Annotated in this window: 14 protein-coding genes; 7 read left to right on the top strand and 7 right to left on the bottom strand. The window is 62.1% G+C overall.

The window, feature by feature from the left end:
• Positions 1-72 precede the first annotated feature (72 nt).
• Entirely contained in the window at positions 73-408 is a 336-nt protein-coding gene (locus HYG82_RS29240; RefSeq protein ID WP_179260598.1) for a hypothetical protein, read from the bottom strand.
• A gap of 164 nt (positions 409-572) precedes the next feature.
• On the opposite strand from HYG82_RS29240, the gene HYG82_RS29245 reads away from it, so the two are divergent.
• The gene (locus HYG82_RS29245) at positions 573-938 is read left to right on the top strand and encodes a hypothetical protein (RefSeq protein WP_179260599.1); all 366 of its coding nucleotides are present in this window, start codon (positions 573-575) and stop codon (positions 936-938) included.
• A gap of 79 nt (positions 939-1,017) precedes the next feature.
• On the opposite strand, the gene HYG82_RS29250 is transcribed toward HYG82_RS29245, so the two are convergent.
• The 4 genes from HYG82_RS29250 to glpK form a co-directional block, all read right to left on the bottom strand.
• A complete protein-coding gene (locus tag HYG82_RS29250; RefSeq protein WP_179260600.1) occupies positions 1,018-2,352 on the bottom strand; it encodes a metallophosphoesterase in 1,335 nt (444 codons plus the stop codon).
• A gap of 168 nt (positions 2,353-2,520) precedes the next feature.
• Positions 2,521-3,204 carry an HAD-IIB family hydrolase gene (locus tag HYG82_RS29255; protein ID WP_179260601.1) on the bottom strand — a complete coding sequence of 228 codons (684 nt, stop codon included), beginning with the start codon at positions 3,202-3,204 and terminating at the stop codon, positions 2,521-2,523.
• Between the two features lie 122 nt (positions 3,205-3,326).
• Complete coding sequence (locus tag HYG82_RS29260) at positions 3,327-4,403, bottom strand: DUF7973 family transport facilitator (RefSeq protein WP_179260602.1); 1,077 nt, start codon at positions 4,401-4,403, stop codon at positions 3,327-3,329.
• A complete protein-coding gene (gene glpK / locus HYG82_RS29265) occupies positions 4,400-5,944 on the bottom strand; it encodes a glycerol kinase GlpK (protein ID WP_179260603.1) in 1,545 nt (514 codons plus the stop codon). The genes HYG82_RS29260 and glpK overlap by 4 nt, the downstream gene beginning before the upstream one ends.
• 302 nt (positions 5,945-6,246) lie before the next feature.
• Between glpK and glpA the strand changes: the two genes are divergently transcribed.
• From glpA to HYG82_RS29295, 6 genes are all read left to right on the top strand, one after another.
• On the top strand, positions 6,247-7,956 hold the full coding sequence (gene glpA, locus HYG82_RS29270; protein ID WP_179260604.1) for an anaerobic glycerol-3-phosphate dehydrogenase subunit GlpA: 1,710 nt from the start codon (positions 6,247-6,249) through the stop codon (positions 7,954-7,956).
• On the top strand, positions 7,957-9,249 hold the full coding sequence (glpB, locus tag HYG82_RS29275; RefSeq protein ID WP_179260605.1) for a glycerol-3-phosphate dehydrogenase subunit GlpB: 1,293 nt from the start codon (positions 7,957-7,959) through the stop codon (positions 9,247-9,249).
• Positions 9,246-9,401 carry a hypothetical protein gene (locus HYG82_RS29280; RefSeq protein WP_179260606.1) on the top strand — a complete coding sequence of 52 codons (156 nt, stop codon included), beginning with the start codon at positions 9,246-9,248 and terminating at the stop codon, positions 9,399-9,401. The genes glpB and HYG82_RS29280 overlap by 4 nt, the downstream gene beginning before the upstream one ends.
• The gene (locus HYG82_RS29285) at positions 9,398-10,825 is read left to right on the top strand and encodes an anaerobic glycerol-3-phosphate dehydrogenase subunit C (protein WP_179260607.1); all 1,428 of its coding nucleotides are present in this window, start codon (positions 9,398-9,400) and stop codon (positions 10,823-10,825) included. The genes HYG82_RS29280 and HYG82_RS29285 overlap by 4 nt, the downstream gene beginning before the upstream one ends.
• Positions 10,822-12,000, top strand: coding sequence for a Cdc6/Cdc18 family protein (locus HYG82_RS29290; RefSeq protein WP_179260608.1), 1,179 nt, complete (start codon positions 10,822-10,824; stop codon positions 11,998-12,000). The genes HYG82_RS29285 and HYG82_RS29290 overlap by 4 nt, the downstream gene beginning before the upstream one ends.
• A 61-nt stretch (positions 12,001-12,061) precedes the next feature.
• On the top strand, positions 12,062-14,155 hold the full coding sequence (locus tag HYG82_RS29295; RefSeq protein ID WP_179260609.1) for a hypothetical protein: 2,094 nt from the start codon (positions 12,062-12,064) through the stop codon (positions 14,153-14,155).
• Between the two features lie 88 nt (positions 14,156-14,243).
• Here HYG82_RS29295 and HYG82_RS44285 read toward each other — a convergent pair whose 3' ends face one another.
• Positions 14,244-14,378: a DUF7503 family protein gene (locus tag HYG82_RS44285; RefSeq protein ID WP_284145031.1), complete on the bottom strand. Its 135-nt coding sequence runs from the start codon at positions 14,376-14,378 to the stop codon at positions 14,244-14,246.
• A gap of 1,076 nt (positions 14,379-15,454) precedes the next feature.
• On the bottom strand, positions 15,455-18,379 hold the full coding sequence (locus tag HYG82_RS29300; RefSeq protein ID WP_179260610.1) for an oligosaccharyl transferase, archaeosortase A system-associated: 2,925 nt from the start codon (positions 18,377-18,379) through the stop codon (positions 15,455-15,457).
• Positions 18,380-18,950 lie beyond the last annotated feature (571 nt).

An 18,950-nucleotide genomic window follows, 5' to 3' on the forward strand; every position in this document is an offset into this window, starting at 1 on the left:
TCAACAGCGGCTCGAGGATAATAGCGGCTCTCAATTGGTATCCAGGCCGTGCGAAGACGGGCGCGAGGGCGCCTACTCCTCGCCGCTGCGGTCGCTTGGGGACTCGCTCGTCGGCGCGTTCGGCAGCGAATGCGGGTCGGCGGGTTCGTCGCCGTGCTTCGTATCGTCGCGTTCGAACAGGTACAGCGCCGGCCCCGCGAGCACGATAACGAGCAACCCCGGAATTGGCACGTCCAGCGAAGAGAGGAAAAGCCCCAGTCCGGCGCCACACGTGACGAAGACGAACCCCGCCCAGAAACGGGGTCTCGAGATATCGAGTCGCACCGCATCTCGGTACACAGTCACGCTACAGCCGAATACGACAGCATACCCCAGAAGCGCGGCAGCAACCACCTGCAGCGAGGCCATACGTCGACTTACGCGAAGGCCGGTAAAAGGGTTCGGAGAAGCGTTTCGCCGAACGGATCGACTGCCGGCCGTGGCGTTCACCGATCTTCTACTCCGATATGGGCCGGCCGCTCGCTTCGTACGAAAGCCCCGACCTCTTGCCCGTTCCCAACGTTAGTTCGGATATGATTGGCGCCTACACGGTCGGCAAAAAAGCGGTCAAATTCGGCTACAAACGCTACGGAGTCCCGGGGGCGGTCGCCACGGGCGGCGCCGCGCTCGCGGGATACCTCGTCGTTCGGCGCGCGCTCAAATCGTCCACGAACGCAAACGACGTCGACTCGGCGATCGACGCCGGCGAAGTCAAATCCGCAGTCGAAGAGAACGGACTGAGCGCGGTAACCGAATCGGAGACGCTCAACCGCGCGATCGACGAAGACGCGATCGGTTCGTCGTTCGACATGGACGACGTGCAGTCCTCGGCCGAATCCGAAACCGAAGAGGTAACCGACGGCTCGAACGATGGCGACTCGAGCGATGGGGCGAAATAACGACGTGCGGACCGCGTCGCCCTACCGTATGGGGTGTGGATGGACAGAGATCGAGTAGTCACCGGAACGGAAATTTTGCTCAGTCGTTCACATCGGGAGGGTATTCGGGTCGCGTGCCGGTGACGACCGAACGATCGGGTAATTCCGGATCTGGTTCCCGGCCCAGCGTGAGAAGGCGTTCGACGAGAGAGATTTCCTCCGCGCCGGGGTCTGCCTTCTCTACCTGCTCGTACTCGACCGCGACGCCGTCGGAAACAGACGCGATACGGACGACACAGAGCTGATACGACGGATAGAACACCGGCGGGAGAATTCCAGCGACGACGTCACGACGGTGGAGACGCTTGAGCCACGTCCCTGTATTGACGAGCACCCTGTCTTCGACCTCGATCACCGTCGGGCGGTGGGTGTGGCCATAACAGAAAATTGCTGTCTCCGGCCGATCGGCGAACACCTTGCGGGCAGCTTCCACGTACGGCTCGTCGGGGTCGACCGTGAGGTCCGTCTCGGAAATGCCGAACCGATCGACGGTCTCCCCGACGTCTCGGATGACGAAGTACACAGGAATCGCAACGAGAAGGATCACGCCGGCGACCGCTGCGTTGACGACGAGGACGAAGTGAACGACCTCTCCAACCAGGCCCAGTCGGGCGAACACCGCATCCGCCGTCTCAACCGGCATCGTCCAGATGCCAGCCATATCTAACCCCGCCAGCACCGCGAGAATGACGCTGATGTTGAACAGTAATAGAAACGGGATCACGGCGTACCGCAAGAGGGGATTCATTTCGCGGTAAAAGTACTTCGAGAGGAGCCAGTGAGGAACGCGCTCGGTCGGCGTGACGGCCTGAAGATCCTTCAGCCAGTTGTACCGCCCTCGTTCGGACAGCCGACCTGCTCGGCTCGTGACGTGGGTATTGTAGAAGTATCCCATCGGTGTCTCGTACGGATTGCCGAAATCTTCGAATCGGTTGTTGGGATCTCGCTGGTGTCCGTGTTCGAACCAGATCGTCCGATCACCGACCCGCCGAGTAAGTGACTCGGCCTGCACGAGATCGACGTTGTACTCGGCTAATCGACTGACATACTCGTCGTACGCGGCGAGATCGCTATCGTGGTTGCCCGGCAACAGCGTGATCGGAATCGATTCGCCGGTCGCGCGCAACTGTTCGAATAACTCCGGATAGCTCTCCGTTAGAACGTCGAATTTCTCCAGTCCGTCGATCTCGGTGAACTCCCAGAGACCGAACGCATCGCCGTTGATGAGCAACTCCGCGTCTTCGTTGACCGCCTCCAGACGCTCGAGAAAGTCGAGCAATTCGTCGAGGAAGTCCACCTGCCCCAGTTGCTCGTCACCCCCGATGTGGAGATCGCTTATGACGTAGTAAACCGGGCCGTCGGCATCGTCGGCCATGTCGTCAATCGTTCGATATCAACATGCATAGTGCTGGTCCCGGCAGTCCGAAAATACCTCAGTCAACCGATGTGTCGGTCACCAACCGCGTTCTGAGGATAGCCGTCGAAAACTGCCGCTGTAACCGACTCTGTCGGAAACGGGATGACTGGTGCCGGTTTCGGTTCCCTACTTCGTTCCGCGAATCCGCTCGAGGACTGCGAGCGTGGCATCGGCGTGAACGTCGTCGAGTACTTCGTCAGCGGCCCTCGTCGCCGGCTCGTCTGCGTTCGCGACCGCGAAGCTCCGGCCGACCGCTTCGAACGTCGAGACGTCGTTGATCGAGTCGCCGACGGCGACGCAGTCATCCAGGTCGATGCCGACGTGATCGGCGATCGTCACGACGCCGTCGCCCTTGTTCGGATCGGCGTCCTTGACGTGGTAGGCGTAGCCGGTGTCGATCACCTCGAGGCCGTGTTCGGCGGCGATGTCTCGTAGCGGTTCGATCGGCTGCTCGAGATTGACGGCGATTTCGGTCTCCCGCCAGCGATTGACGGTGTCTTCGTCCCCCCAGCCGAGATCGTAGCCCGCGGCTCGGTACTCCTCGGTGACGGCCTGGGCAGCCTCGCGATCGGCGGTGAAGAAAACGTCGTCTCCGGTGTAGACGACGCCGCCGTTTTCGGCGACGACCAGTTCGGGAATGGCGACGAAGTGACAGAGCGCGACGGGGTACGGGAAGGCCTTCCCAGTTGCGATCACCACCGGTGCATCCCACTCGCGCAGCGGGTCGAAAACGCGCGAATCGATCCCCCAGCCTTCGGGGCGGGTCAAGGTACCGTCGATATCGAGAACGAGCGGCGGATCGGCGGCCATAGCGTCACTCGAGGGCTCGAGGACCTAAAGGAGTCGGTTCGAACGCACAGATCGCGGGAATCGGTTCGAAAACGGAAGAGCCGGTCGGTCTTCGGGGCGGAAGAAAAATTCGATCGGGGAGTTCACAATCCGAGGTAGCCCGCGTTCGGAAGAACTCCGATCAGGTAGAGGACGCCGAGAACGAACATGAACTCCGCGATCGCCATCGCCGGCGGATCGACGTGCGTCCCCGAGTGGGAGTAGAATACGCGCTGGCTCACTTCACCGAGAAGGCCGCTGATCGCGCCGAACGCGCCGGCGACGAGCAACACGATCGGCTCGCTCCCGACGGTGGGCATCGCGATGACCGCTCCGACGGCACCCAGCAGCGTGATGTGGTGGGTGACCGGGATCTTCTCGACACCGAGATTGAGAAAGAGCAGGCTCATCGCCGAAATCGCATAGCCCATGAAAATGCTCCCGGTCTCGAGCCAGATGAAGCCGCCGAGGATCCCGCCGACGATGCCGATGGCGGTGACGCCGGACCACTCGTACTGGTGGGGCAGCCACGGCTCGGTCGCCAGTCGCTCAGTCTCGGTGCCGCCATCGGCCGCGAAGCGCTTCTCCTCTCGTTCGAACGGCGTCATGTCGAGAAGGCTCGAGCCGCCGACCTTGCCGACGAGCGGATAGCCGAAGACGAGTCGCGCGAGGAAGGCCGTCGCCACGACCGAGAGCGCGATGTTGTCCGTCGGGAACCCGAGGCCGGTCATAACCTGAGTGATGATCATCCCGAGTGCGCCGAAGATCGCACCGACCGCGAGGATGTCGGGTTTGGTCCCGAACGCGTACAGGATGTCCTTCCCGAAGTGGTAGTCCCAGTCGTCGGGTTCCATTTGGGGATACTTTCGCCCGGCGTACGCCGTCGCAGCGACACCGCCAGCGAAGGCGATATGGGGGCCGGTCACCGCGCCGAAGCCGATCGTGCCGGTGATGCCGGTCGCGATGTCACCGGCGCCAACGGCCTCGAGACCGCCGAGTTCGCCCTCGAGGACGGCCAGTCCCTCGCCGAGGAAGACGACGAAGCCGGTGAAGACGAACGCGGGCAGTGCGCCGAGGGCCGCACCGAACGCACCGCCGGCGAGCGCGGCGATCAGGAGGAGAACGAACGCTTCCAGCTCCATGCCGATGACGGGGAGCTGAAGGAACACCTGAAACGTCATCCCTCTCCACCGTCCCGTGCCCAGTCCCGCGATCGGTCGACGGCTTCCGACCAGCGATCGTATCGCCGGTCGGCCTCGTCGCGGTCCATCTCGGATTCGAACTCCGCGTCGACCTGCCAGTTGCTGCGCAACTCGTCAGGATCGCTCCAGTAGCCGACGGCGAGCCCGGCTGCGTAGGCCGAGCCCAGCGCCGTCGTCTCGTCGACGACCGGCCGGACGATATCCGAGCCGATGATGTCGGACTGGAGTTGACAGAGGTAGTTGTTCTTCACCGCGCCGCCGTCGACCTTGAGCGAACGCATCTCGATACCGGAGTCGGCCTCCATCGCCTCGGCCACGTCCCGCGTCTGGTACGCGATCGACTCGAGCGTCGCGCGGACGAGATGTTCTTTGCGAGTCCCGCGGGTCATCCCGACGATGGTACCGCGTGCGCGCTGGTCCCAGTGGGGCGCGCCAAGACCCGTAAAGGCGGGGACGACGTAGACGCCGTCCGTCGAGTCGACGCTCCGGGCGAGCTCCGCGGTCTCGGCCGGATCGTCGATCAACGTCATGTCCTCGAGCCACTCGATTGCGGCGCCGGTGATGAAGATCGACCCTTCGAGGGCGTACTGGACCTCCTCGCCGGCGCGCTGGAAGCCGATCGTCGTCAGGAGGCCGTGATCGGATTCGACGGCCTCGTTACCGGTGTTCATCAGGAAGAACGAACCGGTTCCGTAGGTGTTCTTCGCGTCGCCGGCGTCGAAACAGGTCTGGCCGAACAGGGCTGCCTGCTGGTCGCCCAGCGCTCCCGCGATCGGGATCTCGGCTTCGAGGAACCCCTCGGGATCGGTCGAGCCGTAGGTCGCGTCGTCGCTCGAGGGACGCACCTCTGGCAGCATCGCCGCCGGAACGTCGAACTCGGCGAGGAGCTCGTCGTCCCACTCGAGGTCGTGGATGTTGTACAGCATCGTCCGCGAGGCGTTCGTGACTTCGGTGATGTGCTGGCCCGTGAGGTTGTAGATCAACCACGTATCGATCGTACCGAACATGACTTCGCCCTTCTCCGCGCGGTCGCGGATGTCCTCCGGGCGCGTCCGTTCGAGTTTGATCGGATCGGCGTTGTCGAGTAGCCACTCGGCTTTCGTCGCCGAGAAGTAGGCGTCCGCCTCGAGGCCGGTCTTTGCACGGATGGTCTCGACCTGGCCGTCCGCTTCGAGTTCCTCGACTCGGTCCGTCGTCCGGCGATCCTGCCAGACGATCGCGTTGTGAACGGGTTTACCGGAGTCTGCGTCCCACAACAGCGTCGTTTCACGCTGGTTGGTCACGCCGATAGCGGCGAGTTGGTCGGGGCTGATGCCCGCCTGGGCGAGCGCCTGCGTGATGACGTCTTTGGTGTTCTCCCAGATCTCCATCGGGTCGTGTTCGACCCAGCCTGGCTCTGGATAGATCTGTTCGTGTTTCTCGTATGCGTTCGCGACGACCTGCCCGCCGTGGTCGAACACGATGAAACGGGTCCCGGTCGTTCCCTGATCTACTGCGCCGACGTATGTAGTGTCTGTCACTTGCTGTCACCCGATGTTGATCGCCACGCATCGCCTTTACTGGCGGTCGCGTGATACTGGTAAACAATTATTACGATCATTATAAATGTTGCCGAACTCGTAAGTGATATTTTATAATAAATAACGAATGGGAAGTCGTAAAATGCGCTGTATCACGCGATACTGGGAGTGTAACTCATTCCGACACGGCATCGTCGGCGATTCTCAGCTCGACAGACAACGCCGATTAGACGATTGTTATGGACGGTTACCGAACCGCCGATAAAATAAAGGTGCGCCTGCCCATAGAGGCCGGTGAAGGAATGGGACGCGATACCGAGGTTCTCGTGCTCGGCGGCGGTTCGACCGGCTGTGGCATCGCGCGCGATCTGGCGATGCGCGGCCTCGAGGTCACGCTCGTCGAACGCGGCACCCTCACGGACGGCACGACGGGGCGTATGCACGGTCTGTTGCACAGCGGCGGCCGGTATGCCGTCTCCGACCGGGCCAGTGCCCGCGAGTGCATCGAAGAAAACGAGGTTCTGCGGGAAATCGCCGGCCACTGCGTCGAGATGACCGGCGGCCTGTTCGTCCAGCGACCCGAAGACCCGGACGACTACTTTCGAGAGAAACTCGAGGGCTGCAACGCGTGTGGAATCCCCGCCCGCGTCCTCTCGGGGTCGCAGGCTCGCGAAATCGAACCATATCTGGCCGACGACGTGAAACGGGCGATCGAGGTCCCCGACGGTGCGATCGATCCGTTCCGGCTCTGCGTCGCGAACGCCATCGACGCCGAAGCACACGGCGCACGCGTAGAGACGCACGCCGAAGTGATCGATCTCCTGCGAGACGGCAGCGATATCTACGGCGTCGAGGTTCGACACGGCTCGGGCCCCGGAAAGCGCGCGAGCGAGCCAACCGGTACGACCGAGGAGATAACCGCCGAGTACGTGGTCAACGCGACCGGCGCGTGGGCCGGCCAGATCGGCTCGATGGCCGACCTCGAGATCGAGGTCAGACCCTCCAAGGGCGTGATGACGATCATGAACGTCCGACAGGTCGACACGGTCATCAATCGCTGTCGGCCGAAAGGCGACGCCGACATCGTCGTACCCCACGAGACGACTGCTATCCTCGGGACGACAGACGAGGAGGTTTCGGATCCCGACGACTACCCCGAAGAGCAATGGGAGGTCGATGCGATGATCGACACCCTCTCCGAACTCGTCCCCATACTCGAGGAGGCCCGAACGATTCGCTCGTTCTGGGGCGTACGCCCGCTGTACGAACCGCCGGGGACCGGTACCGAAGATCCGACCGACATCACGCGGGACTTCTTTTTACTCGATCACACCGAACGCGACGGGGTCTCGGGGATGTCGAGCATCGTCGGCGGAAAGTTCACCACCTACCGAGCGATGGCCGAGGAGATTTCCGACCACGTCTGCGAAACGCTCGGCGTGTCCACCTCCTGTTCGACTGCCGACGAGCCGCTGCCGGGCAGCGAGAACGGGGCGGTCCTGGAGCAGGGGATGGACGACTTCGGCCTCAGGTCGCCGATCGCCCGTCGGAGTACACAACGTCTCGGGAGCCGAGCGCGCGAGGTCCTCGAGACTGACGAACCGAACCCGGTCGTTTGCGAGTGTGAGGGCGTCACGCGCGCCGAGATACAGGACGCCGTCTCGCAGTCAGGGGCGGATCTGAACGCGGTTCGCATCAGGACGCGTGCCTCGATGGGCAACTGCCAGGGCGGCTTTTGCTGTTCCGCCATGGCGAGCGAACTCCACCCCGCGTACGACAAACCGACGGTCCGCGAGGCCTACGACGAACTGTTTCGAGAGCGCTGGAAGGGCCAGCGCCACGCGCTGTGGGGTGAACAGCTCTCCCAGGCGATGCTCAACTACGCGCTCCACGCGACGACGATGAACCGGGATCGCGATCCGGCAAACGACGCCGACGTGCTCGATTTCGACGCCTTCGACGACGGTCAACCGAACGAAGACCAGGGCGACGGACCCAGGGTGGTCCGCTGAATGGCGATCGAAGACGACGTCCTCGTCATCGGCGGCGGACTGGCGGGCGCGACCGCTGCGATCGCCGCGGCTGAAGGGGGCGGACGAGTTCGACTCGTCTCGGCCAAACAGAGCACGCTCCGCCACGCCAGCGGGCTGATCGACGTGCTGGGCTACACCCCGGCTGGCGACGGCCCCCTCGCGAATCCGTTCGACGCCATCGAAGGCCTCGCCGAGGGCCACCCGTACGAACGAGTTGGCCTCGAGACGGTCCGCGAGGCGATCTCGTTTTTCGACGACATGACGGGCGATGCATACGAGGGCGGCCACACCGACGCGAACGCGCTCGTTCCGACCGCCGCCGGGAGCATCAAACCGACCGCCAGGTATCCGGCGTCGACCGCGGCCGGACTCGCGAGCGACGACCGCGACACGCTCTTCGTCGGCTTCGAACGGCTCCCCGACTTCGACGCACCGCTCGCAGCGGCCCATCTCGAGGCCGCGGGTGTCCCCTTTGAGGCCCGCGGGGTCACGGTTCGGTTCCCGGGCATCGCCCGGGACGACGCGAAGCGAACGCGATACGCCCACCTCCTCGGCAGGCCGGAGACCGTTCGAACGGAACGCGGCAAGGCCACCGCACGCGAGGCGCTCGCCGACATCGTTCGGGACCAGCTCGAAACCGAGGCCCGCGTCGGCTTCCCCGCGATCCTCGGCGACGAACGTGTCGCCGAGGTCAGGGCCGACCTCGCGGATCAACTCGGCGTCTCGGTCTTCGAGGTTCCCACGGGACCGCCGAGCCTACCCGGCATGCGGCTCGAGGACCTGCTTTTCGACGCGCTCGAGGACGCCGGCGTGCGGGTGACTACGGGCGTTCCGGTAATCGACTTCGAACACGCAGTCGGCGATTCCGGTCGGATCGACCACGTCGTCGTGGACCGAAACGGGAGCAAGATCCCCCACCGCGCCGACCAGTACGTGCTCGCGACGGGCGGGCTGGTCGGGAAGGGGGTCAAATCGGAGCGCGAACGGGTGTACGAGCCGATCTTCGACTGTCACGTTTCACACCCGTCGGACCGCTACGACTGGTTCGTCGACGACGCCTTCGGCGACCAGCCGTACCCGAAGTTCGGCCTCTCGGTCGACCGTGATCTCCGCCCGCTCGACGCGGTCGGCGATCCCGAATTTTCGAACCTGCGCGCGGCTGGAGCGGTCGTCGGCGGCTCCGACTTCGCAGCCGAAAAATCCGGGGCCGGCGTCTCGCTCGCGACGGGCTATTTCGCTGGTCAACGCGCCGGCGGGGAGGGCGGAGAATGACCGCAGAACCGACCCGCTCGAGCATCGGCGTCGAGCGACGAGCAAGCGAACCGGACAGCAGTGTCGAACAACGAGCAAGCGAACCGGACAGCAGTGTCGAGCGACGAGCAAGCGAACCGACCGACGACCGATTGACTCAGGTGATTCGATGAGCGACGCACACGGACCGACCGACGACGCGACGACCGACGAGTTCGAACCGATCCAGGTCTTCCCGGAGGCCGAGGAGATGGACCTCCGACCGGGTGCAGACAACTGCTACAAGTGCTCGACCTGCGATACGAACTGCCCCGTCGCGGAAGTCGACGACGAGTTCCCGGGCCCGAAGTTTCAGGGTCCAGAGCAGTGGCGACTCAAACGGCAGGACGACCACGACGTCGACGAGTCGGTGATGAAGTGTTCGAACTGCATGCGCTGCGATAGCGCCTGTCCGTCCGACGTCCCCCTTTCGCAGATGCACAACACCGCTCGAGGGGAGTACGTCGACGAACAGATGGACACGTTCTCCAGGGAATACGTTCGAAACCGGATTCTGGCGAACTACCGGCGACTCGCCCCGCTCGGGTCGATGTTCCCGCGGACGACGAACTTCGTGATGGGGCTTTCTGTGACGCAGTGGCTGGGCGAGAAACTCCTCGGAATCACGAGCGAGCGAGAGTTTCCGTCCTTCGCGACCGAGACCTTCCGAGAGTGGTGGGAAAGGCGAGGCGGCCACGCCGCCTCGAAAAAACGAGCGCAGGAGGCCCGAGAAAGGCGAGGCGGCGCCGTCTCGAAAACGCGAGCGGGGGAGGTACCCGGGGCTCGAGGTGACGAACAGGCACGAAACGAGGAGAAGCGTATCGCCTACTTCCACGGCTGCTATTCGAACTACAACACCCCCGAGGTGGCGAAGTCGCTGGTCCGCGTCTACGAACACTTCGGCTACGAGATCGTGGTGCCCGACCAGCACTGTTCGGGAACGCCGATGTTCGCCAACGGGATGCTCGCTGACGCCCGGCGATCGGCCGAGACGAACGTCCGCGAACTCGCCGCGGCCATCGAAGACGGCGCAGACATCGTCGCCTCCTGCAGTTCGTGTTCGATGTCGCTTCGCCAGGAGTACCCCGAACTGTTCGACCTCGCCGGAATCGAGGACGTGGCCGCGAACACCTGGGATGCCGTCGAATACCTCCGAGTTCACGAGGACCTGGAGAGCGAACTCGAGGGAACGACCGTCGACGAAGACCTGTCGTTCGCCTACCACGCACCCTGTCACGCCAGGAATCAGGGCCTCGACGGCCAGACTGTCGAACTACTCGACCGCATCGACGGCGTCGACGCCCACGACGTCGGCGATTCCTGTTCGGGTATTTCCGGCACCTACGGGTGGAAAGCCGAGAATTACGAAACCTCCATGAAAATCGGGTCGGAAATGTTCGAGCACATGGCCGACGCGAACGCTGACACCGGACTCACGGAGTGTCCGACCTGCTCGATGCAGATGGAACACGGAACGGGCTACGACATTACTCATACCCTCGAGGTCCTCGACGCGGCGCTCGTCGGGAGCGCAACGGAGGGTCCCGGTCGGGAATGAACCTTCAGGAACGCATCGATCGGCGGCGGTCAACTCGACACGAGAGACGCGTCGTCACCGATCGCGACTACCTGAGTCCGGTCGTCCACCGGTCGGAACCTATCGGGCGCGGTTCCATCCTCGAGCAACTACTCGATGCGCTCGAACCGGTCTTCGACGGCGAATTACCGCCGCCGGTCGCAGTGGTCGGTCCGGCGGGGTCGGGAACGTCCGCGATCGTGGTCGCGCTGTTCGACGCGTTGAACGATCAGTTCGGCGGATCGAGACGGGCCATCCGCACGACGACGCGAGCCGGGAGGACCGAGCCGGTGACGTGGTTCGTCGTCGTCGACGGCAGACACGTCGAGAGCTCGTTCGCCTTCTATCGGGCCGTTCTCGACGGTATCTCGAGCGACAGAATCCCGGATAGCGGTGTCGGCACGGACGAACTGCGTGAGCGCCTGTGCGACAGGCTCGCCCGACCGGACCGACGTGCGATCGTCGCGATAGACCACCACGACGAACCCGAGACGCTCGATGCCCAGCGCGCCCGGGATCTGCTGGCACCAGTCGCGGATAGCGTCGCCACCGTCGCCGTCGGGCAGCGTGAACCGGACGATTACCGAGGCACAACCGTTTCCGTTCCGGCCTACCGAGACCACGAACTCGTAGACGTGATCACCGATCGCGCTTCGAACGGACTCGCGGCGGGCGCGATCGATCACGAGGCCATCCGCGAACTCGCCACCTGGGCGAACGGAAATGCCCACGACGCGCTCGCATCGCTGTTCGGGGCCGCAATCCTCGCGTCCGAGGACGATGCGGATCGGATCGAGCCCCACCACCTCGAATCGGCTCGCGCCGACGTTCCCGAAGACAGCGTTCACGTCGGTCGGCCGCTCGCGCTCTCCGAGACTCGCCAGGGGGTGTTGCTCGCACTCGGCAGAATCGATGCCACCGGAAGCCCAATCCGCGAGATAGCGGCCGCCATCGCCGATCGGTCCTCACTGACCGCGGGCACGGTCAAACGCTTCCTGTACGAACTCGCGGACGAAGGCAGTATCGAACGAATCCCGCTCTCATCCGACGACACCAGCAGCGGTCGACAGCCGAGTACGGTCGAGTTGCGGTTTCCGTCGATCGCGTTCAGGTCCCTCGCCACGACGACACTCCCCGACGGCGATGGCGTGACCTAACCGTTTGATACAATCCTTTTTGACCGTGGGGCCGAATAGTTGCGCCATCAACGGGTGAGATATGACGATCGCGTTCACTGAAACGGCGAACCCGAATGGGATCGAGGTGTATGATTCGATCGAGCAACGACGCGTCCAGATCGGAACGACAGGGACAGTATCGTTCGATTCCATCGATCCGGAACAGTTCTGCTTTCCGGTCGATCGGACGTGCCGTGTCGAAACCGACTCCCTCGCGTTCAGTCAGTTGTACTCAGTTACCGTCCACGACGAAACCGGGCGAACGGAGGCGAACTTCGACGCAGGCGAAACGACCACGCTCGAGGATCGAACCCAGTTCGTCGGTCTAAGCGGTCCGATCAAACTCTACTGTCGCATCGATGCACCGGGGACGATCGACATCGGACTGACGTCGATCCAGATCAGCACCGACCACGAGACCACGATCGAATGTGGCGCGCGGTCGCCACACGATCAGCCGGTGGGGACGATCACCACGTCCCCCGATATCGACTCGGTGATGGAGGCCGTCGCAGCGCTTCCCTCCGCCCTGAAAACGACGTCGGCCGAGCGGACGTGGCCGACGCTTCGCGGCCATCCGCCGTTGATCGAACTCGGCGATCACCTCGACATTCCCGACGCCGTCGACCGCCCGAACGGCGACATCACGCTCACCGTCCCTCGAGAGTTCTCGTCGCTGTATCAGGCCGCGCCGCTCGCGTTTTTCCTGGGGGCCACGATCGAGCCGGGTTCCGACCCAGTACTCGAGACGCCGCGATTCGAGTACCCGCTTTCGACCGTCCGATCGTTCGAAGACGAGATTGCCAGTCTCTTAAAGCGGTTCTTCTTTCTGGATTGCCTCACCCGCACGGAAGGCGTCTTCCAGTACGAACTCCTCGAACGGACGTCGTTGGAAGACGACCTGCCGTTCGAACTTGCGGACACGTACGAACGCTCGCTTCCGCGCCGGCTCGAACGGTACCTCGAGGTTCCGTTCGATGTGATCGAACCGCACGTCCCGCGGTGGCCGCTGACCGCCCACGTTCCATCCACCCCGGACAGCGCGACGCTGCTGCCCTTTATCGTCAACGAACTCGGGGTGGTCCGTGACACCAGCGGTCGGCCGCCGGAATCGCTTCCCCAGCCGGCAACCACGGGATCGGGACTGGTCCGCTCGGCGTCGACGGTTCGTTCGTCGTCGACGGTTCGCTCCACCTCGCCGCTTCAGGACGAATCGGCGTTCGTCGTGCCGTCGGTGACGGACGAAGCCGTCGAACACGCCTGGTTCGGCGACGGCATCCCACAACAGGCCTCGAAAGCGACACTCGAGGCCTACCGGAATCAACTGGATCACAGGGAGCCCGGCGAGACGATCGAAATCCTGCTCGTCTGTAACGATGCACGGATGATCGACGAGCACGACCTCCTCGACGAAACCTACGGCAATCGAGAGCTCCTGCCCTTCGAAATCCACTCCGAGTTTGGCATCGACACGGACCGACTCGCCACCCTCCTCACCGACGGCGGCTTCGACTTCTTCCACTACATCGGCCACGCGACCGAAGACGGGATCCGTTGCTCCGACGACGACCTCGACGTCCGAACGCTCGAGTCGGTCGACGTGGGCGTCTTCTTCCTCAACGCGTGCCGATCGTACGAACAGGGACTCGCGCTCACGCGCCGCGGCGCGTTCGGCGGCGTCAGTACGTACACCGACGTAATCAACGAAAACGCCGTTACGGCCGGTCAGACCATGGCCAGATTACTCAACCGCGGCTTCCCGCTCCGGGGCGCACTCGAGATCGCTCGCACGAACGCGGGACTCGGGGATCAGTATCTCATCGTCGGCGACGGTTCGGCTGACATCGCCCAGACGGACGGCGGCGCACCGATGTTGATCGAACTCGAATCACGCGACGAAAATACATTCGACTTTGGCGTCCAGTCGTACTCGACCAAAGAGTTCAAACTCGGAACCGCAACTGCATCGACGCTCGAATCGGTCGCCGACCGGCATCTAACACCGGGACGAACGCCGTCCACTCGAGTCGATACGGACCCACTCCGGGAGTACTTTACATGGACGGAACTTCCAGTCCTGTGTGACAATTCCTTGCACTGGAACGATGGGGTCGGGACTGCGTTACTCGATTGATCGAGACCGATATCTCAGCGGCGTCGTGACGACATTTACAAGCGGCGTAATCTGCGGAGAAAAGGACTACTGCTGCGTCGAATCGTAATTATGGGCCGATCTGAGACGTACTTCCTGCTGCGACTGATCCGGCCTGACTGAGCAGGACGAACAGGGTGAACAGGGCGCCGATCATTCGTGGGTGCTTTGCGAGGTAGTCTTTCATGCTGTCTTTCGCGGACATTGCATTCCATCGGTTGTCGCCTGTGGAAATAAATTTTTCTAATAGTTACGTATACGAATTTTTATGAATCAAGGACCGTCTCTGCTGGACAACCGAAAGCACCGTTGAATCGACGTTCTATCGCCGTCCACAGGGGATGAGGGCCGCAGACGCCACGGCGTCGCGGATTCGTCGCCCGCAGTAGCCGGGCGACTTCGCCAACCTGTTCGGTCGCATCGGCGGTACAGATTGGTAACCGATCCGTCCCCGCGCGGATGCACGCATTTCGACCAACAGCGGTGATAGCAACCGTTTAGCCGGTCAGCCGACCAGCCGACCAGCCGACCAGCCGACCAGCCGACCAGCCGATCAGTCGGTCACGACAGCTACCGAGCCGCGTGTAGCTACGTAGATCCCCGCGCCCAAACTGCCACGATGTCACTGTTCACGGAGGTATAAAAATAGTACGGACAGTCACTTGATGCTACGCATCGTCATCAGGGAGTGACATCCTCGTCAGCCTACCAGCGGTCGCTGTAGACGCAACTCATATCATTTGACGGGGAGAGGTAACGCCCTCGAGACGCCATCGCGTCTGGTACGGGTCGTCGACGCGGTGTGCGTTTACGAACCCTGCGCCCAACTCGAGAGCATGGTGCGATCCCGAGTGTCTGGCGCGGTCTCAATATCGTGGTGTCCCTTCGCAACTACCTAGGTTCGCCAGTTTCGGCTTTAGATGCTGAAACCCACCGAAGCAACGTTTGCTCGTGGATAGACTCCGTCGACGTATCTCACGATGTACTCGATGTGGTGTCGATGAGTCAGGAGTGGATCGGCGTCGGACCGGGTCAAACACGTAGTCACGACGATAGTTATCCCTCTTTCAAAACGCTCCCTGTCGCTCTGGACGACACCAGCGACGCGTCACCACACACGAAGACGGCCCATTGTAGACGTGCTCGAGGCCTGCTCCCACTCATCGTTGCGCCCGTCACCGACGATCCGAAGAGATAGAAGCGACTTGGAATGCCCAATCGTCGTGGCCCGGGATGCCATCCTGATACGGAGAAAAGAACGGACGGTACTTGCGCACCGACTCAGTGTGCTGGTTTAGCCGCAACCGGTGCGACCGTGTTCGTGGTCTCGTCTGCCGTCGCTCCATCGTCGGATGAACTGGAGTTACCCGAATCGGTACTGCCGTCCGTTTCGTTGCCGCCAGTCTCGTTCCCACCCGTTTCGTTGCCGCCCGTCTCATTGTTCGGGGGACTCTCGACTTCCTCGAGGGAGACGTCGATCGACTCGCCGTTTACCACTGCAGTCTCGGGGACGGCCGTCTGGCCGCTGTAGTACGTCGGCTCTTGGCCACCGGTCGAGAGGACCGTCGCGGTATAGTTGCCGGTCGCCTCGACGCTACTGTCGGTGTATCCGTCCTCGACGCTGAGTTCGTCGTTCGTCGCGTACGGGACCGTCACCTCGAAGGAGCCATCATCTGCAAGCTCCGCTTGCTGCCTGTAGATGAACGTCCGACCGGTATCGGTCTCGAGTTCGACTGCGACCACCGCCGTTGCGGTACCGGCGTCGATCCCAGCTGCATCGTTGACGCTTCCCGTAATCGTCGCACCTTCGACGCGTTCGAACGTCTTTACCGAGGAAACGACGTGCGCGTCCCACATCGGTGTTCTGAGCCCCTGGAAGACCTGGTTGTTGGTGCGAGCCTGCGTGAGCCCGTCCGAAATTGCTTGCGTCTGATTCGTCCAGCCGGTTTCCCTGAGCCCCACCGAATGGTGTGGCCGAACCTGTCCCCCGACGGCCATACTGCCGACGATCGCGTAATTGTCGTTCTCGTGGACCAACCGATAGTGTTCCATCCCGGTTGCATCCTGGAGATACAGCGACGACATCGTCGTATTGTCGTAGTTCGAGTTCGCGCTTGGCAGCGTTCGTGACTGATTCTCTCCGAGCTGGAACTGCTCGCCACCGTAATAGTGACTGTAATCCGGTCCGGTCCACTCCGTGATCGCGTTGAACTTTCCGCTGGCCATCTGACTGTCGATCATTACGTAGCGCATTTCCTCTTGCTCGCTCGAGTCGTTGCCCGACACCGACTGTCGGAGTTCCTCGGTCGACCGACCGACGACGGGCTGGTCCTCGGAAATACCGTCGAGGATCAGTTCCGCCCGCTCTTCGGACTGGGCAGTCAGGAACGCAGACGACGTTCTGGCGTTCTGCTGGAACGGGTTCGAATGTGGAATCCGCTCCCCCTGTGTCGTTATCAGGTGGCCGTAGTCCCACCACGACATCACACCATAAGCACCCTCGGGGTATTCGTAGTCACCATCACCGGGCGTGTAAGTCCCGTAGTAGTCGAGTTCGTCTCCGTTGTTCGCCCCGCCGTAGTTCCCCGGCGTGGGCGTATTGTCTTTGAGCCAGTGGGTCGACTCCTCCCAGAGCATCGCGTCGGACTGCGGACCCGTCGCCTCCGCGTGATCCCAGGCAGTCGCCTGCGCCAGCGGCGGAAGAAGCGGCGCGAACAGGAGGAGGACGACGAGGAAGACGACGATAACCTGGTAGGTTTCTACCTGCTTGACGGACTCGAGACTGCTCTCGAGATCCAGATCGAAGAGTTGGGCGAGTTCGGAGACGAACGCCGCATTGACGATCGCGACCGCGAGTACGAGGTAATACATGAAGCGGACCTGCGTCGCGGCCATGCTGATCAGGAAGAGTGTCCAGACAATGACGAGCGTGTGTTCGGTGCGATAGTTCCGGCCGAGCAGCGGCCGAATCGCAAGGAAGGCCAGTCCCGCGAGCATCGTGTAGAACGCACTGCCAAACTCGGCGAAGACAGTGTTGAAGAAGTTATCCGGCGGCTGGGCCTCGACGATGGTGAGGGTGCCCGTACTTGGGTTAAGCGGGAGCAAGCGACTAGTGAGGTTTCCAACGAGCGTGTTGAAGAGACTAGGTAGCGCAAGCCACATGACGGCCAAGACAGCGATGATAATGCCCCCGACCGCTGCTGGGTAGTAGTGGCGCTCGAGGCCGCGTTTGTTCCACTCGCGGGCGAGCCAGGCCATAAAGAGACAGCCAGCCGCCACGAAGAGGGCGGCCAGAGGCTGAAGGAAGCTAAAACTCGTCGTGCTGAAACCCGGTTGTTCGATAAGCAGCATCGTCAAAAACGCAGTTAGACCGAAACTCACCACGCCGGTGAAGGCGATATGATCCGGAGAGATTCCGCGGACGTAGTCGAGAATAAGTTGGATGGTAAAGAAGATCCCGAAAATACCGATCAGCAGGATACCAGCAGGCCAGACCCAGATGTACAGTGTCAGTGCAAGGCCAGCAAGTGCGCTATAAATGGCTGGTGTACGGAGAGCGGTCCAGTCTCGGTCGACGACCAGTTCGTAAACCGGTTTTTCACGTTCGCCCACGGTGAGGGCAACCATCATCGCAACGACAGCAATCGCCATGAACAGTACCTCCCCGATGTGGTGATCGAGTTGGCCTACCGTCGAACGCGCGAGGAATTGTCCCTTCGTAAGTGCGAGAACGAGAACTGAGACGATTCCACCGAGCGTTCCCCCGAGGCGCCGTCCCGCATAAAAGACGGGGACTGCTACGAGCGCAGCCATAATCGGGATGGAGAGTAGCGATACCGCATACAGCGTCTCGGCCGATGGGTCGCCGAGGCCGACGATCATCGCCACAGTGACGATGAGCTGGTCGTACAGCGTCCCGAACTGGCCGACGTAGTTGCCGGTCGGGAACCCAGTCCAGACCTCGTAGGGCATCGTGTGGGGATAGTTCTCGGCCGTCCAGTTGATCGTTCGCCAGTGATACCACGAGTCGATCCCCGCGAGTGCAGGTGTGCCGTCGTTGGTAACGAATCGGTCGTACGATTGGGTTCGTACCCAGACCATAAACAGCATCACGAGCCCGATAACGGGAAGGTGATACCAGTCCCGCCACGACTCGAGGACAGAGGTTACAGCCCCCTCCTCAACGTGTTCGGTGTCTGTACTCATTAGGTTGCACCAGACCAAAGCCAAGAATAAGCCTTGTCATATACTCGCGGTTATTTTGGACCGGTCTAGCAACAGATTGGATACGCCGACTGTTCGATTGAGATTACTAACACGGAAGGCGCTCACGGTATTGGGTAGAGTAGCTGGTTTCAGTAGAAACCGTATCTCTGAAGCCATATTTCGGCGGGCGATCTGCGTTCTCTCGCCGCCGACAAGGGCTACGACAAACGAGTGTTCCATGAACTCGATTCAGGCCCATACCCCGCCGTATCTGTGTGTAAGACCGTCTCGAACACGATCAGCACGGACTTGTCGATGTCGTCCACATCCACGGCTTTTTCTACGCCACCGACCGGGAGGAGTTGTTCCAGAGCCCTGGTGGAGGTATCGTTGAATTTCTAAACTACGAGTCATTGCTGGGTAAGTTGATGGCACCGCTCGTCTGGCACCATTCTGGTGCCCGAAGTCCCATGGCCAGCAAAAATGCCCGAAACGAGGGGAAACAGGATGGGAGAGGCCTACCAGAGAAACACCGAGAACGATTACCGTCGATTTAGTAAGTATACTAACA

It is taken from the genome of Natrinema halophilum (genome assembly GCF_013402815.2).
GTDB classification, from domain to species: Archaea; Halobacteriota; Halobacteria; order Halobacteriales; family Natrialbaceae; genus Natrinema; species Natrinema halophilum.

Bases quoted from the DNA above. Each gene is read 5' to 3' on its own strand.
- HYG82_RS29240 (WP_179260598.1), bottom strand. From the start codon at position 408: ATGGCCTCGCTGCAGGTGGTTGCTGCCGCGCTTCTGGGGTATGCTGTC.
- HYG82_RS29245 (WP_179260599.1), top strand. From the start codon at position 573: ATGATTGGCGCCTACACGGTCGGCAAAAAAGCGGTCAAATTCGGCTAC.
- HYG82_RS29250 (WP_179260600.1), bottom strand. From the start codon at position 2,352: ATGGCCGACGATGCCGACGGCCCGGTTTACTACGTCATAAGCGATCTC.
- HYG82_RS29255 (WP_179260601.1), bottom strand. From the start codon at position 3,204: ATGGCCGCCGATCCGCCGCTCGTTCTCGATATCGACGGTACCTTGACC.
- HYG82_RS29260 (WP_179260602.1), bottom strand. From the start codon at position 4,403: ATGACGTTTCAGGTGTTCCTTCAGCTCCCCGTCATCGGCATGGAGCTG.
- glpA (WP_179260604.1), top strand. From the start codon at position 6,247: ATGGGACGCGATACCGAGGTTCTCGTGCTCGGCGGCGGTTCGACCGGC.
- glpB (WP_179260605.1), top strand. From the start codon at position 7,957: ATGGCGATCGAAGACGACGTCCTCGTCATCGGCGGCGGACTGGCGGGC.
- HYG82_RS29280 (WP_179260606.1), top strand. From the start codon at position 9,246: ATGACCGCAGAACCGACCCGCTCGAGCATCGGCGTCGAGCGACGAGCA.
- HYG82_RS29285 (WP_179260607.1), top strand. From the start codon at position 9,398: ATGAGCGACGCACACGGACCGACCGACGACGCGACGACCGACGAGTTC.
- HYG82_RS29290 (WP_179260608.1), top strand. From the start codon at position 10,822: ATGAACCTTCAGGAACGCATCGATCGGCGGCGGTCAACTCGACACGAG.
- HYG82_RS29295 (WP_179260609.1), top strand. From the start codon at position 12,062: ATGACGATCGCGTTCACTGAAACGGCGAACCCGAATGGGATCGAGGTG.
- HYG82_RS44285 (WP_284145031.1), bottom strand. From the start codon at position 14,378: ATGTCCGCGAAAGACAGCATGAAAGACTACCTCGCAAAGCACCCACGA.
- HYG82_RS29300 (WP_179260610.1), bottom strand. From the start codon at position 18,379: ATGAGTACAGACACCGAACACGTTGAGGAGGGGGCTGTAACCTCTGTC.